Source organism: Cellulosimicrobium funkei (assembly GCF_900155925.1).
GTDB classification, from domain to species: domain Bacteria; phylum Actinomycetota; class Actinomycetes; order Actinomycetales; family Cellulomonadaceae; genus Cellulosimicrobium; species Cellulosimicrobium funkei.
The window spans coordinates 255,675-268,464 of the sequence record NZ_FTMI01000002.1 but is presented as its reverse complement, the minus strand read 5'-3'; the positions used below and the strand labels follow the sequence as shown (position 1 = coordinate 268,464).

10 protein-coding genes and 1 riboswitch are annotated in these 12,790 nt (G+C 73.6%); of the genes, 5 read left to right on the top strand and 5 right to left on the bottom strand.

From position 1 onward, the window contains the following. Positions 1–153 precede the first annotated feature (153 nt). A riboswitch (SAM riboswitch) is annotated at positions 154–256 on the top strand. A gap of 5 nt (positions 257–261) precedes the next feature. Together BXA05_RS05480 and metE are read left to right on the top strand one after the other, a co-directional pair. Further along, positions 262–1,323 carry a methylenetetrahydrofolate reductase gene (locus BXA05_RS05480; RefSeq protein ID WP_076404246.1) on the top strand — a complete coding sequence of 354 codons (1,062 nt, stop codon included), beginning with the start codon at positions 262–264 and terminating at the stop codon, positions 1,321–1,323. A 32-nt stretch (positions 1,324–1,355) separates the two neighbouring features. Beyond that, positions 1,356–3,857 carry a 5-methyltetrahydropteroyltriglutamate--homocysteine S-methyltransferase gene (metE, locus tag BXA05_RS05475; protein WP_076404245.1) on the top strand — a complete coding sequence of 834 codons (2,502 nt, stop codon included), beginning with the start codon at positions 1,356–1,358 and terminating at the stop codon, positions 3,855–3,857. A 57-nt stretch (positions 3,858–3,914) separates the two neighbouring features. On the opposite strand, the gene BXA05_RS05470 is transcribed toward metE, so the two are convergent. Beyond that, complete coding sequence (locus BXA05_RS05470) at positions 3,915–4,166, bottom strand: hypothetical protein (RefSeq protein WP_244550390.1); 252 nt, start codon at positions 4,164–4,166, stop codon at positions 3,915–3,917. A gap of 50 nt (positions 4,167–4,216) precedes the next feature. Next, positions 4,217–4,465 (bottom strand): DUF2630 family protein, encoded by a 249-nt coding sequence (locus BXA05_RS05465; RefSeq protein WP_076404244.1) that lies wholly within the window; start codon positions 4,463–4,465, stop codon positions 4,217–4,219. Positions 4,466–4,557: 92 nt separating this feature from the next. On the opposite strand from BXA05_RS05465, the gene BXA05_RS05460 reads away from it, so the two are divergent. Continuing rightward, entirely contained in the window at positions 4,558–4,956 is a 399-nt protein-coding gene (locus tag BXA05_RS05460) for a VOC family protein (RefSeq protein WP_076404243.1), read from the top strand. A 4-nt stretch (positions 4,957–4,960) separates the two neighbouring features. On the opposite strand, the gene atpC is transcribed toward BXA05_RS05460, so the two are convergent. Further along, positions 4,961–5,278 (bottom strand): ATP synthase F1 subunit epsilon, encoded by a 318-nt coding sequence (atpC, locus tag BXA05_RS05455; protein WP_211435826.1) that lies wholly within the window; start codon positions 5,276–5,278, stop codon positions 4,961–4,963. 189 nt (positions 5,279–5,467) lie between these two features. On the opposite strand from atpC, the gene BXA05_RS05450 reads away from it, so the two are divergent. Continuing rightward, the gene (locus BXA05_RS05450; RefSeq protein WP_076404242.1) at positions 5,468–5,848 is read left to right on the top strand and encodes a VOC family protein; all 381 of its coding nucleotides are present in this window, start codon (positions 5,468–5,470) and stop codon (positions 5,846–5,848) included. A 488-nt stretch (positions 5,849–6,336) separates the two neighbouring features. Next, entirely contained in the window at positions 6,337–6,843 is a 507-nt protein-coding gene (locus BXA05_RS05440) for an FBP domain-containing protein (protein WP_021483431.1), read from the top strand. Here the strand turns inward: BXA05_RS05440 and BXA05_RS05435 are convergent. Both BXA05_RS05435 and BXA05_RS05430 read right to left on the bottom strand, forming a co-directional pair. Further along, positions 6,827–9,064, bottom strand: coding sequence for an MMPL family transporter (locus BXA05_RS05435; RefSeq protein WP_076404240.1), 2,238 nt, complete (start codon positions 9,062–9,064; stop codon positions 6,827–6,829). The genes BXA05_RS05440 and BXA05_RS05435 overlap by 17 nt on opposite strands. Positions 9,065–9,335: 271 nt before the next feature. Then, the gene (locus BXA05_RS05430; RefSeq protein WP_076404239.1) at positions 9,336–12,659 is read right to left on the bottom strand and encodes a 3-keto-alpha-glucoside-1,2-lyase-like domain-containing protein; all 3,324 of its coding nucleotides are present in this window, start codon (positions 12,657–12,659) and stop codon (positions 9,336–9,338) included. Positions 12,660–12,790: the final 131 nt, after the last annotated feature.

Genomic DNA, 12,790 nt, shown 5'->3' with positions numbered 1-12,790 from the left:
CACCTGAAATCTGTAGCGTAGGAAACCTGAAATTCGTAGCGTAGAGAGCCCGAGATCCGTAGCGCGGGGCGCCGGTACGCCTCCGGCCGATCCCTCCGCATCTCACCTGGCGGGCGCTCTCGACCGCATGTCGGATGGGTCGTAGGATCGTGCCAACCATCCAGAGCGGTCGAGAGTCCTGGCTCGACGACACCGCAGCAACCCGCCGACGGAAGCCTCCCGAGGACAAAGGTGCTAACGCCAGGGTCGATGGAGTGACGCATGACCTCAGAGGCATCCTTCGCGCACCGTCCGGGCCGTCCTCGGCCGACGGTGTCGTTCGAGCTCATGCCCCCGCGCCGACCGGACGCGGCCCCGAAGTTCTGGGAGACGGCACGCCGTCTCGTCGCGACGCACCCCGACTTCGTGTCCGTGACGTACGGCGCCGCGGGCACCGACCGCGCGACCGCGCGCCAGGTCGTCGGACGCCTGCTCCAGGGCACGCCCGTGCTGCCGATCGCGCACCTCACCTGCGTCGGGGCGTCGCGCGAGGACGTGGAGTCGGTCATCACCGACTTCCTCGACGAGGGCGTGCGGAGCTTCCTCGCCCTGCGGGGCGACCCGCCGCGCGACCAGCCGGACTGGCAGCCCGCGCCGGACGGCGTCCGGTCGTCGACCGAGCTCGTCGCCCTGCTGCGCGAGGTCGAGGCGTCGCGCTGCGCGTCCGACCCGGCCGTCGCGCTGCGCGGCGCGGCCCGGCCGCTGACGATCGCCGTCGCGACGTTCTGCGACGGCAACCCCGCCGCTGGCACGACGCGCACCCAGGAGGTGCGACGCCTCTGGCAGAAGCAGCAGGCCGGCGCGAGCTTCGCGATCACGCAGCTCTTCTACGACGCGTCGTCGTACACCGACTTCGTCGCCGAGGCCCGTGCGGCCGGCGTGACGATCCCCATCCTCGCCGGGCTGCTGCCCACGACGGAGCCCGCGCGGCTCCGTCGCGTCGAGGAGCTCACGGGCGTGCGCGCGCCCCAGCGCCTGCTGGACGCGCTCGACGCCCTGCCCGACCCGGAGGCGCAGCACGCCTACGGGATCGCGTACTCGGTCGACCTCGCGCAGCGCGTCCTCGACGCGGGCACGCCCGGTCTGCACGTGTACACGTTCAACAAGCACCGCGCCGCTCTTGACCTGCTCGAGGGTGTCCACCTCGGCGGCGGGTCGGTCGGGACCGGGGGCGGCGCCAGCGCCGCCGCCGCCCCGCTCGTCCCGGACCTGGCCAGCGGGCCGTGGGTCACCGGCACCTCCCTGCCCACGACGAGCGCCGCCACGCACGGCGCGCCCGTCTGACCGGTCCTCCGGACCAGCAAGAGGTTTCGATCATGGACACTTCCGTACCCTCCCCTACCCAGAACCCGGTCGCTTCTCCCGCCGGTACCGCCTTTCCCGCCGGCACCGTGCTCGGCTACCCGCGCATCGGTCGCCGCCGCGAGCTGAAGAAGGCCGTCGAGGCGTTCTGGGCCGGCAAGACCTCGGCCGAGGAGCTCGAGGCCACGGCCCGCGAGCTGCGCCTCGCGACCGTCCGCCGGCTCGTCGACCTCGGCCTCGGCGCCGACGACGCGTCCGTCCCCGGCTCGTTCTCCTTCTACGACCAGGTGCTCGACGTCGCCGCCTCCCTCGGGGCGGTCCCGTCGCGGTTCGCGTCGCTGACCGACGACGCCGGTCGCCTCGACCTCGCGGGCTACTTCACCGTGGCGCGCGGCCAGGGGGACGACGCCCCGCTCGAGATGACCAAGTGGTTCGACACGAACTACCACTACCTGGTCCCCGAGATCGGCCCGGACACCCCGATCCGCTTCGTCGACGACCGCGTCGTGCGCGAGTTCGTCGAGGCGAAGGAAGCCGGCGTCGTGACGCGGCCCGTCGTCGTCGGGCCGGTGACGTTCCTCGCGCTGTCCAAGGCCGCGGACGACGCGCCCGCCGGGTACTCGCCGCTCGACCGCCTCGACGACGTCGTCGCCGCCTACGCCGACCTGCTGCGCGCGCTCGCCGCGGCGGGGGCGCCGTGGGTCCAGCTCGACGAGCCGATCCTCGTCACCGACTCGGTCGACGTGCCGTTCACCGAGCTCGCCGCCGCCGTGGGGTCCGCGTACCGCGCCCTCGCGACCGACCTCCGCCCGGTGCCGAGCCCGGGGTCTTCGGCGGCCTCGTCCGCAAACCCGGCGGCAACCCCTGGTTCGGCGCAGGACGCGCGGCCCGCGATCCTCGTCGCCACGCCGTTCGGCGGGCTGGAGACGTCGCCGGACGGCGACGGCGCGACCTTCGACTTCCTGGCGGCCCTCGCGGGCACGGACGTCGAAGCGATCGCGATCGACGCCGTCCGTGCGGACCTTCCGGACTCGCCCTACGACGACCTCCTGACGAAGACGCTCGTCGTCGGCGCGATCGACGGGCACAACGTGTGGCGCGCCGACCTCTCGGCAAAGCTCGACACGCTGACCGCCGCGCGCAGCCTCGGTGCGGGCGCGGTCGCCGTCGGCACGTCGACGTCGCTGCTGCACGTGCCGCACGACGTCGAGGACGAGACGTTCGCCGAGCCCGGCACGGCGTCGGGCACCACGCTCGACCCGCGCCTGCGCGACTGGCTCGCGTTCGCGGACCAGAAGGTCGGCGAGGTCGCGACGCTCGCCCGCGCGCTGACCGAGGGTCGCGACGCCGTCGCGGCGGAGATCGAGGCGTCCCGCGCGGCGGTGGCGTCGCGCGCGGCGGCGAGCGGCGTCGTCGTGCCCGCGGTGCGCGAGCGCGCGGCCGCGCTGACCGACGCGGACTTCGCGCGCGGCGACTACGCCGAGCGCGCGGCGGCGCAGCAGGAGCGTCTGCACCTGCCGCTGCTGCCCACGACGACGATCGGGTCGTTCCCGCAGACGCCCGAGATCCGCCGCGCCCGCGCGCTGTGGACGAAGGGCGAGCTCGCGGACGCGGACTACACGACCGCGATGCGCGAGGAGATCGCGCGCGTCGTCGCGCTCCAGGAGGAGCTGGGCCTCGACGTGCTCGTGCACGGCGAGCCGGAGCGCAACGACATGGTGCAGTACTTCGCGGAGCACCTCGACGGCTTCGCCGTCACGGCGAACGGCTGGGTGCAGTCGTACGGGTCGCGCTGCGTGCGCCCGCCGATCCTGTGGGGCGACGTCACGCGGCCCGCGCCGATCACGGTCGAGTGGTCCGCGTACACGGCGTCGCTCACCGAGAAGCCCGTCAAGGGCATGCTCACCGGGCCCGTGACGATCCTCGCGTGGTCGTTCGTGCGCGACGACCAGCCGCTCGGCGACACGGCGAACCAGGTGGGCCTCGCGCTGCGCGACGAGATCGCGGACCTCGAGTCCGCCGGCATCGGGATCGTCCAGGTCGACGAGCCCGCGCTGCGCGAGCTCCTGCCGCTGCGCCGCGCGGACCAGCCGGCGTACCTCGACTGGTCCGTCGGGTCGTTCCGGCTCGCGACGTCGGGCGTGGAGGCGGCGACGCAGATCCACACGCACCTGTGCTACTCGGAGTTCGGCGAGGTCATCGGCGCGATCGACGGCCTCGACGCCGACGTGACGTCGGTCGAGGCGGCGCGCTCGCGGATGGAGATCGTGCCGGAGCTGCGCGACGCCGGGTACTCCCGCGGCATCGGGCCGGGCGTCTACGACATCCACAGCCCGCGCGTGCCCTCGACGGAGGAGGTCACCGAGCTGCTGGAGCTCGCGGTGAAGTCGATCGACCCGCGCGTCGTCTGGGTCAACCCGGACTGCGGCCTGAAGACCCGCCGCTACGAGGAGACCGTGCCGTCGCTCGAGCACCTCGTCACCGCGGCGAAGGCCGTCCGGGCCACGCTCGGCTGACCCCGGGAGACGCCGGAGGCCGGGTCCCGTCGGGACCCGGCCTCCGCGTCGAGGGGGTCAGCGCTCGGTCGTGCCCGTGCCCGCCATCGGGAGGGCGAAGGCGAGCGTCGCCGCCGCGAGGCCGCCCACGAAGAGCCAGACGCCGCCGTCGACGCCGGACATGCCCGACCCCATGAGCACGAGCCCGCCGACGAACAGCGCGAACGCCACGACGAACCGTGCGACCGCGCCCGCGTGACCGGGGATGTCGCGCCCTTCGGTCCCGGTGGGGAGGGGGCTTTGCGCCGCCTGCTCGCTGGACGTGGTCATGGGTTTCTCCTTCTGAGGTCGGAACGGGAGCCGGACGTCGCCGTCGGCGATCAGTCCAGGTAGTTCTCCACCGTACCGGGGTCTCGCACGGTCGCCGCATCCGGGTCGCCGCCGAACTCGCGCGCGGCGCCGCGCTGGCGCAGCAGGTCCCAGCACTGGTCGAGCTCGACCTCGATCGCCCGGAGCCTCTCGTGCTCCTGGCCCCCGGTGATCTCACCCTGCGCGAGCTGCTCGCGGAGCTCGCGCTCCTGCGCCACGAGGTCGCTGATCGTCCTGCGGATGCCGCCGTCGGTCGCCATGCCGTCCACGGTATGCCCGACGGCGCGGGCGCGCCCCGGGAGGCCGGGCCCCACGCGGACGCGGCGTCGGCGGTGCGCCCTAGGCTCGTCGCATGACGACGACGATCGGGCGCACGGTCCTGCTCTGCCGCGACCTCGACGCGAGCGCCGCGTTCTGGGCCGACGGGTTCGGCTTCCGCACGTTGTTCCAGGGGGAGACCGAGGGGTTCCCGCTCCTCCACGTCGGCCCGGGGCGCGTCGACGAGCCGGGTCTGTGGCTCGTGCCGCTCCCCGAGGGCGGTGCCCCGCTCGTGCGGCACGGCCTGCCCAACCTCGTGCTCTACGTCGACGACCTCGACGCGACCCTCGGGCGCCTCGCCGCGGCCGGGGTCGAGCCGTTCGTCGGGCCCGACGCCGACGCCGAGACCGGCGACCGGTTCGCGCACGTCCACGACCCGGACGGGCACCGGGTCGTCGTCGTGCAGCTCGGGACGACGACCGACCCCGCGTAGCGGGCTAGCGGGCCGGCACCCACGTCGCGTCGTCCGCGAGGATCGTCACCTCGTCCTGGTCGACGACGAGGAACCCGCCCCCGATCCGCAGCTCGGCCGTCGGGCGGTCCGGGGTGCGCAGACGCACCCGGCCCGCCGTGAGCGACGCCGCGACCGGCTGGTGCCGCGGCAGGATGCCCAGCGTGCCCGACGCCGCCGGGACCGTCACGCTCCGCGCCTCCCCCGCCCAGAACACCCCGGACGGCACCACCACCTCCACGGACACCAGCCGCTCCCCGGCGGGTGCGGCGGTCTCGGACGGGGGCGGCAGGGCGACGGGCACGGAGTTCCTCCCGGACGGTGGACGGCGGAACCTCCGAGTCTGGCCGGGCGACCCGCTCGCCGGGCCCGGCACTTCGTCACCCGGTCGGGGTCGAAGGTCACCGGGGAAGCGCCCGCCGCGGTGGTGCCTGCGAGCGGCCCGCGGGCGGCCCGCGCGGCGACCGTGGGTGGCCCACGTCACGATGGGCGCATGAGCACCCACGCGCACGGCATCCACCACTCGATCGACTACGTCGAGCTCCCCGTGACCGACCTCGCCGCCGCGCAGGCTTTCTACGGCGCGGCCTTCGGCTGGGAGTTCGTCCCCTACGGCCCCGGGTACTCCGGGATCCGCACGGCGGCAGAGTCCGGCGCGGACGAGGCCGGCGGTCTACGCCTGGCCGAGTCGGGCGACGTGACCCGCGGCGGTCCGTTCGTCCTGCTGTTCTCCGAAGACCTCGACGCGACGCTCGCCGCCGTGCGGGACGCGGGCGGGGAGGTGGTCGAGGGCCCGTACGAGTTCCCCGGCGGCCGCCGGTTCCACTTCCTCGACCCGAGCGGCAACGAGCTGGGTGTCTGGGCGACGTCCTGAGGGGCGACGTCGGCCGTCGGGCCCCGGGTCGCGCGGCAGCCCGGCGGCAATCACGTTGACGACGGCGGGTGCCGAGGAGCACCATCGAGGGTGACGGTTGCCGAGGGCAGCCGTCCGTCGTGCCGGACGGGCACGACCACGAGTCAGGATCGCGCCGACGGCGCGCCGCACGGGACGAGGAGACGCGGATGCACGGCGCCGCAGGCTGCGAGGTGGCCATGGCGGCCTGCTCGGGCGCCCTCTCCCCCCGCACCGTCACCCGCTGAGACCACCGGGCCGCGGGCCGTCGTCCCCGACGCCCGCCACGCTCCGGGGCGCACCGCCGTCCGACGACCCCGTCGTCGCCCGGCCGCGCCGGTCATGACGCGACGGCTGCGGGCACGCCGTCCTCCCCGCCCCCGGCGGCGCCGTCGTGCGCCCGGGCGAGCACGCGTCGTCGTGCACGCCCGCCGGGCCGCGGACCGTCCTGACACGGAAGCAGCGAACCCATGAACCCCCTGACCGAGAAGCAGATCCGCGCGTCGTTCGTCAACGCGTCCAAGCGCGAGGCCGCGCAGGCGACCCTCCCCGACCTCGACACGCTCGACTGGGACCGCCTCGACTACCTCGGGTGGCGCGACCGCAAGGCCCCGCTCCTCGCGTACGCCGTCGTGGAGGTCGACGACGAGCCGCGCGGCGTCCTGCTGCGCTCGACCGACGCCAAGACGGGCGGACGGCGCAAGCGCGCCGTGTGCGCGTGGTGCGAGGACGTCGTCGTGACGGACGACGTCAGCCTCTACGTGGCGCGCCGCGCCGGGGCCGCCGGGCGTCGCGGCAACACCGTCGGCACCCTCATCTGCACGCAGTTCCTCTGCTCGCAGAACGTCCGCCGGGCCCCCACCCGCACCGAGATGGGCGACGACGAGTCGATGCGCGAGCTGTTCGTCGAGCTCCGCGTCGACGGCCTCCGCGAGCGCTCCGCGCGCTTCGTCACCGAGGTCATGCGCGACGTGTGACCGACCGCGGCTCTACCTCGGCGGACCCAGGCTCTACCTCGGCGGACCCGGGGTCTCCCTCGGCGGACCCGGGCTCTACGTCGGCGGACCCGGGTTCTCCCCCGCGCCAGGAGGGCCACCAGTTCCACCGGCCCAGGAGCGTCATCGTCGCGGGCAGCAGCAGCCCGCGCACGACGGTGACGTCGAGGAGCACGGCGACGGCCATGCCGACGCCGACCTCCTTCATCGCGACGAGCTCGCCCGCCGCGAAGCCGAGGAACACGATGCCGATGGCGACGGCCGCCGTCGTGACGACCGGGCCGGACGCGGTGATGCCGCGGAGCACGGCCCGGTCGTTCGCAACGCGCGGGTCCTCGCCGGGCGCGCGGGCGCGCCACTCCTCCGCGGTGCGAGACAGGAGGAACACCTCGTAGTCGGTGGAGAGGCCGAACACGAGCATGCCGACGAGCAGGGGCGTGGTGACGTCGAGCGCACCCCACGGCTCGAACCCGAGGAGCGAGGCGCCGACGCCGTGCTGGAACACGGAGACGAGGACGCCGAGCGTCGCCGCGAGCGTGAGCAGGTTGAGCACGAGGGCCTTGAGCGGCACGACGAGCGAGCCCGTGAGCAGGAAGAGCAGCACGAAGGTCGCGAGCACCACGACCCCGGCGGCGAGCGGGAGCCGCTGCGCGAGGTGCTCCTGGGTGTCGACGACCTCGGCGGCCGGTCCGGCGACCCGCACCTCCAGGTCGGTGTCGAGGGCGCGCACGGCGTGCACGAGGTCCTGCGCCTCCTGGGCCGTCGCGTCGCCGCCCGGGCCGACGTCGGGCGTGAGGTCGACGACGGTGACCTCGGGCGGGTAGCCGGTGTCCTGCATGGCGTCCTCGACGCCGGGCAGGGCGGCGGCCCGGTCGAGCAGCTCGGGCACCGCCGGGTCGTCGACCGGGCCCTCCACGAGCACGGTGACGGGCGCGACGCCGAGGTCGGCGAAGCGGGAGGTGGTGGCGTCAGCGGCGAGGCGCGCCTCGGCGTCGGCGGGCAGCGAGCGGACCTCCGAGCTGCCGAGCGTGAGCGAGCCGAGGGGCGCCGCGAGGGCGAGCAGGAGCGCCGTCGCGCCGAGCGTGACGAGCACGGCGTGGCGCTGCGCGGTGCGCGCGAGCCGGCCCAGCGTGCCGGCGCCGCCGCGGCCCGTCCACGGGTGGGACCACGTGCGCGCGCCCGGCGCGGGGATCGCGCGGTGCCACGTCGCGACGAGCGCGGGGACGAGCGTGAGCCCGGCGACGGTCGCGACGAGCACGACGATCGCCCCGCCCACCGCCATGCCGGAGAGCAGGGAGTCACCGAGCAGGAGGAGCCCGGCGAGCGAGATGGCGACCGCGAGGCCGGAGGCGAGCACGGCGCGGCCGGCGGTCGCGAGCGTGCGCCCGACGAGCTCGTCGAGCGGGAGGCCCGGGGACGCGGCGCGCTCCTCGCGGAAGCGCGCGAGCACGAGCAGCGAGTAGTCGACCGTGAGGCCGAGACCGAGCAGCGTCACGACGTTCACGGCGAACTCGTTGACGGGCACCACGCCGAGCAGCCCGCTGAGCACGAGCAGCGCGACCGCGATCGCGGCGAGCGCGGAGAGCAGCGGGACCAGGCCGGCCCGCAGGCCGCCGAGGACGACGACGAGCACGACGAGGAGCACCGCGATCGCGATCCCCTCGCCCACCGCGGCGTCGGTGATCGCCTGCTCGACGAACGCCTCCTCCGCGAGCAGCGCACCGCCCACGAGCACCTCGGGGGTGTCGACGGTGTGCAGCGCGTCGGCGACGCGGTGCGCGAGGGCGAGCGCCTCGTCGTCGGACAGCGCGGGGTCGAGCTCGACGACGACGAGCGAGCCCTGCGCGTCGTCGGCGATGAGCCCGCCGCCGGTGTAGGCGTCGGAGAGCTCCACGACGCCGGGCATCGCGCGGATGCCGTGCATGACCTCGCTCGCCTGGGCGATGAGGTCGGCGGAGAAGTGGTCGCGGCCGGACAGCACCGCGACGACGGTCTCCCCCTCGGGGGCGAGCTCCTCGAGGCGTTCCGCCGCGAGGGCGGACGCGCTGCCCGGCGGGGCGGGGTCGACGTCGGAGGTCTTGTCGAAGACCGCCCCGCCGAGCACGGCGCCCGCGGCGAGGAGGACGGCCCAGACGACGAGGACCACGCCCCGGCGGCGGGCGGCGAATCGTCCGGTCCGGTGCAGGAGGCGTCCGAGCGTCATGGGGGCTCCCCTCGTCGGGAACTCGTCGGGGAGTCGTGGGGTCGGCCTCGGCCGGCTCGCCCACGACGTTCGTGCGGTGCGTCCGTGCGGCAGCGCGCGGACGTGAGCACCCTACGCGAGGGTGGGAGCGCCGTCGGACCGCGCTCCGCCCTGCGGGGACGCCCTGCCGGGCGCCGGACGAGACGGGTCGGGCGGGGGCGGCTCGTGCCGCCGCCCCCGCCCGGTGCGACCCGGGGCGGACGGCTCACGCCGCCCGCCCCGGGTCATCGGCTCAGCCGCAGCTGACGGCCTCGTAGGCGGCGTCCGCCTCGAACGTCCGGCCGTCACCGGTCGCGGAGACCTGCGCGACGCCGGCCTCGACCGACGTGGCACGCGTCGCGAACGACTGGTACGCGGAGGCACCCGGCTGGACGCCGGTCACCGTCTTCGTCCCGAACGGCGTCGTGAGCGTGACGTCCGCCGGCACCGTGTCGTCGTTCGTGGCACGGACCGCGACGTAGACCTTGCCCGCGAGGCAGCGGGTCTGGACCGTCGTCGAGATCGCGAGCTCCTCGACGGGCTCGTCGGTCAGCTCCTTGAACCGGATGTTCCGGTAGTTGACCATCTCGCCGTTGCCGTGGTTCTGGATCCCCACGAAGCTGTTGACCAGGCGGGCCGGGTCGCTGCTCGTGAAGTCGTTGACGAGCACGTCGTTGAGGTAGACCCGGATGCGGTCGCCCTCGACGCGGATGTCGTACGCGTTCCACTGGCCGACCGGCTTGAGCGAGGCCTCGACGGCCGCGGCGTCGGCACCCTGGAACGTGTAGATGGCACCCGTGGTGCGGTCGGCGGCGTCCGTCGCGTCGATCTGGATCTCGTAGCCCTTGTTGACGGCCACCCACGGGTCGTCGCCCGGGTTCGGGAACCCGACGAACACGCCGCCGTTGTCGTCCTTGAGGAGCTTCCAGTCGAGCTTCAGGCTGTAGCTGTCCCCGAGCTCCTGGTTGAACCAGAGCAGGCCCATGCCGCCCGCGCCCTGGATCGAGCAGTCCTCCTGGCGGCCGAAGCCACCCGGACCGGCCATGCGCCAGCCCGCCTGGAGGCTCGCGAGGGTGCCGTCGAAGAGGGCGGTGTAGCCGTCCTCGACCTCGCCCGGGGTGCAGATGTCCGGGTTCTCGCCGATCGAGAGCACGTCGATGTTGATGTTGCCCTGGTCGCCCGTCTCGTACGCGAGCGTGATGGTGTTCGTGCCCGCCTGGAGCTCGAGGTCGCGCGTCTGCACGCCCCAGTCCTTCCAGCTCCCCGTGGTCGGGAAGTTCCACTGGCCGAGGTCCTGGCCGTTCACGTGGAGCGAGACGTTCTTGGACCGCAGCTCGGTGTACGGGTGGATGCCGTTGGCGTAGCGCACGTTCACCGGGTAGGTGCCCGCCTCGGGGACGGTCACGGAGAACGTGCGGCCGGAGCCGACGCTCGTCATGCCCGCGGCGAAGCCGGAGCCGGAGTAGTTGCTGTGGTCCGAGCCGATGCTCGAGCCGCCGAGGGGCTGGGCCAGCTCCGCCTCGTACCAGCCGCGGTCGGCCGGGGCGACGTAGCCGGGCAGCGAGTTGAGCGTGTACCAGGCCTCGGTGCTGAGGAGCTCCGCGCCGTCGGCCGAGGCGAACGGGCGCGGGGACCGGACGTAGACGACGTGGCCGGGCTTGAGACCGTCGATCTTCAGCGTGACGGTCGTGCGGTCCTCGGACACCTGGGCGTCCGTGACGAAGAGCGGCTGCTCGTCGACCTTCGGGCCGCCGTACTGCTGCGTCGGCACGTAGCGCCACTGCTTGATCTGGTACGCGTCGGCGAGGTTCTCGACGACCTCGTCGGAGACCGGGTCGGTGTACTCGATCTCGAAGCCGCCCTCGACCACGCGCATCTCCTTCATGTCGAAGGAGTCCTCGTTGACGGGGACGAGCTTCTGGAGGCCGAACCGGAGCTTGCCGGACTCGCCCCAGTTGCCGCCCTCACCGGTGCCGCCGGCGTAGAGCGCGCCGTCGGGGCCGTAGATGACGCGGTTCACGCCGACCTCGAGGCCCGCGGTGTGGCGGAAGACCGCACCCTGGAACTCGCCGTCGACCTTCTCGAGGAACGCGCGCTGGATGCCGCCGTACGTGACGTCGCCGAGCAGCATCTGGCCCGCGAACTCGCCGTCCTCGACGAGGATCGGGTTGCCCGGGGAGTTGGCGATCTCGTTCTGCGGCAGCCACACGGCCGGCGGGGCGACGGGGTTCGAGTCGAACGGCCCGGCCGGGTTCGTGTAGTGGTTGTAGAACTTGTCCTGCTGGATGTGGATGAGCTTGTTCGACGGCAGCCAGGCACCCTGGTTGTCCGTCGCGAAGATCTCGCCCTCGGGGCCGAAGCCGATGCCGTTCGGCGTGCGGAGGCCGCCCGCGACGTAGCTCACCTCGCCCGTCTCGCGGTCGATCTTGATCGACGTGCCGCGGTTGGCCGCGGGCTGCGGGTTCGTCGTCGCGCCGCCGTTGTTGATGGCCACGGAGAGGTTGACGTAGAAGTAGTCCTCGTCGTGGATCAGGCCGAACGCGAACTCGTGGAAGTTGCCGCCGTCGGGCCACTCCGCGATCTTCGTGTGGGTGTCGTAGAAGCCGTCGCCGTCGGGGTCGGTGAGCTGCGTGAGCTGGTACCGCTCCGAGACGAAGATCGAGTCCTCGACGACCTCGATGCCCATGGGGTTGAGCAGCTCGTCCGCGACGAGCGTCGCCGTGACGTCCTCGGGGCCGTCGGCCGTGGTGACGCCGTCGAGGAAGTACACCTCGCCGGACACCGGGTCGGGGCGCCAGCCGCCGGAGCTGACCTCGCCCGTCGTCACGACGGCGAGCTGCTCGTCCGGCGTGAACGCCAGGCCGGAGACCTTGGGCTCGAAGCCCGCGGGGCGCAGGTCGACGAGCTCGTAGTTGGGGTTGACGGAGTCGAGCCGCAGGCCGTCGCCGGCCGTGTCGGTCGCGCCCTCGCAGTACTTGTAGCCGGGCGCGGTCACGCGCACGACGCCGGCCTCGGTGCTGAGCGCCGAGGTCGGGATCACCTGGAAGGAGGAGCTGCCCGGCGTCTTCCACGCGAGCGTGAGGCGCTGCTTGTCGCTGCCCTCGTAGTAGTCGACCCGCAGGTCGTGCACGCCTGCGGTGAGCGTCGCGCTGCCCTCGACGGAGGTCGAGTCGTTGGGGCCGTCGTTCTCGAGGACGAGCTGGCCGTCGATGTAGACGAGCGCGCCGTCGTCGTTGGTCACGCGGAACTGGTACTGGCCGTCCGCCGGGACGTGCAGGTTTGCGCTCACCTGCGAGATGAAGTTGTCCTCGGCGCCGAACTGCTCGGCCGTGGACCAGTCGATGGTCGGCATGAGCTTGTCGACGTTGGGCGTCTGCCCGGACTTCAGGGTGCAGACCCCGCCGGGGTTCTGCGCGAGCTGGAAGGTCCGCAGCGTGACGCCGGGCTCCTGCTCGGGGAGATCGGCCGCGGCGGGGACGGCCCAGCCCGCGACGACCAGGGCGCCGAGGGTGAGGGCGGCCGCGCCGCGTCGGTACCTGATCCGGCGGGACACCGGCAGGCTGGTGCGTTCGAGCATCGTTGCTCCTTACTCGGTCGGACTACGAGTCCACGGAGCGTAACCCCTGCCTGGCCCCGTCGATGACAACGCTGGACAGGCTAGCCCCCGTTCTATCGATGTGTCTACAACTTCCGTCGCACCGTCGACAA

What these genes read in the sequence shown, in the direction of transcription:
- BXA05_RS05480 (WP_076404246.1), top strand. Translation starts at nt 262, where the DNA reads ATGACCTCAGAGGCATCCTTCGCGCACCGTCCGGGCCGTCCTCGGCCG.
- metE (WP_076404245.1), top strand. Translation starts at nt 1,356, where the DNA reads ATGGACACTTCCGTACCCTCCCCTACCCAGAACCCGGTCGCTTCTCCC.
- BXA05_RS05470 (WP_244550390.1), bottom strand. Translation starts at nt 4,166, where the DNA reads ATGACCACGTCCAGCGAGCAGGCGGCGCAAAGCCCCCTCCCCACCGGG.
- BXA05_RS05465 (WP_076404244.1), bottom strand. Translation starts at nt 4,465, where the DNA reads ATGGCGACCGACGGCGGCATCCGCAGGACGATCAGCGACCTCGTGGCG.
- BXA05_RS05460 (WP_076404243.1), top strand. Translation starts at nt 4,558, where the DNA reads ATGACGACGACGATCGGGCGCACGGTCCTGCTCTGCCGCGACCTCGAC.
- BXA05_RS05450 (WP_076404242.1), top strand. Translation starts at nt 5,468, where the DNA reads ATGAGCACCCACGCGCACGGCATCCACCACTCGATCGACTACGTCGAG.
- BXA05_RS05440 (WP_021483431.1), top strand. Translation starts at nt 6,337, where the DNA reads ATGAACCCCCTGACCGAGAAGCAGATCCGCGCGTCGTTCGTCAACGCG.
- BXA05_RS05435 (WP_076404240.1), bottom strand. Translation starts at nt 9,064, where the DNA reads ATGACGCTCGGACGCCTCCTGCACCGGACCGGACGATTCGCCGCCCGC.
- BXA05_RS05430 (WP_076404239.1), bottom strand. Translation starts at nt 12,659, where the DNA reads ATGCTCGAACGCACCAGCCTGCCGGTGTCCCGCCGGATCAGGTACCGA.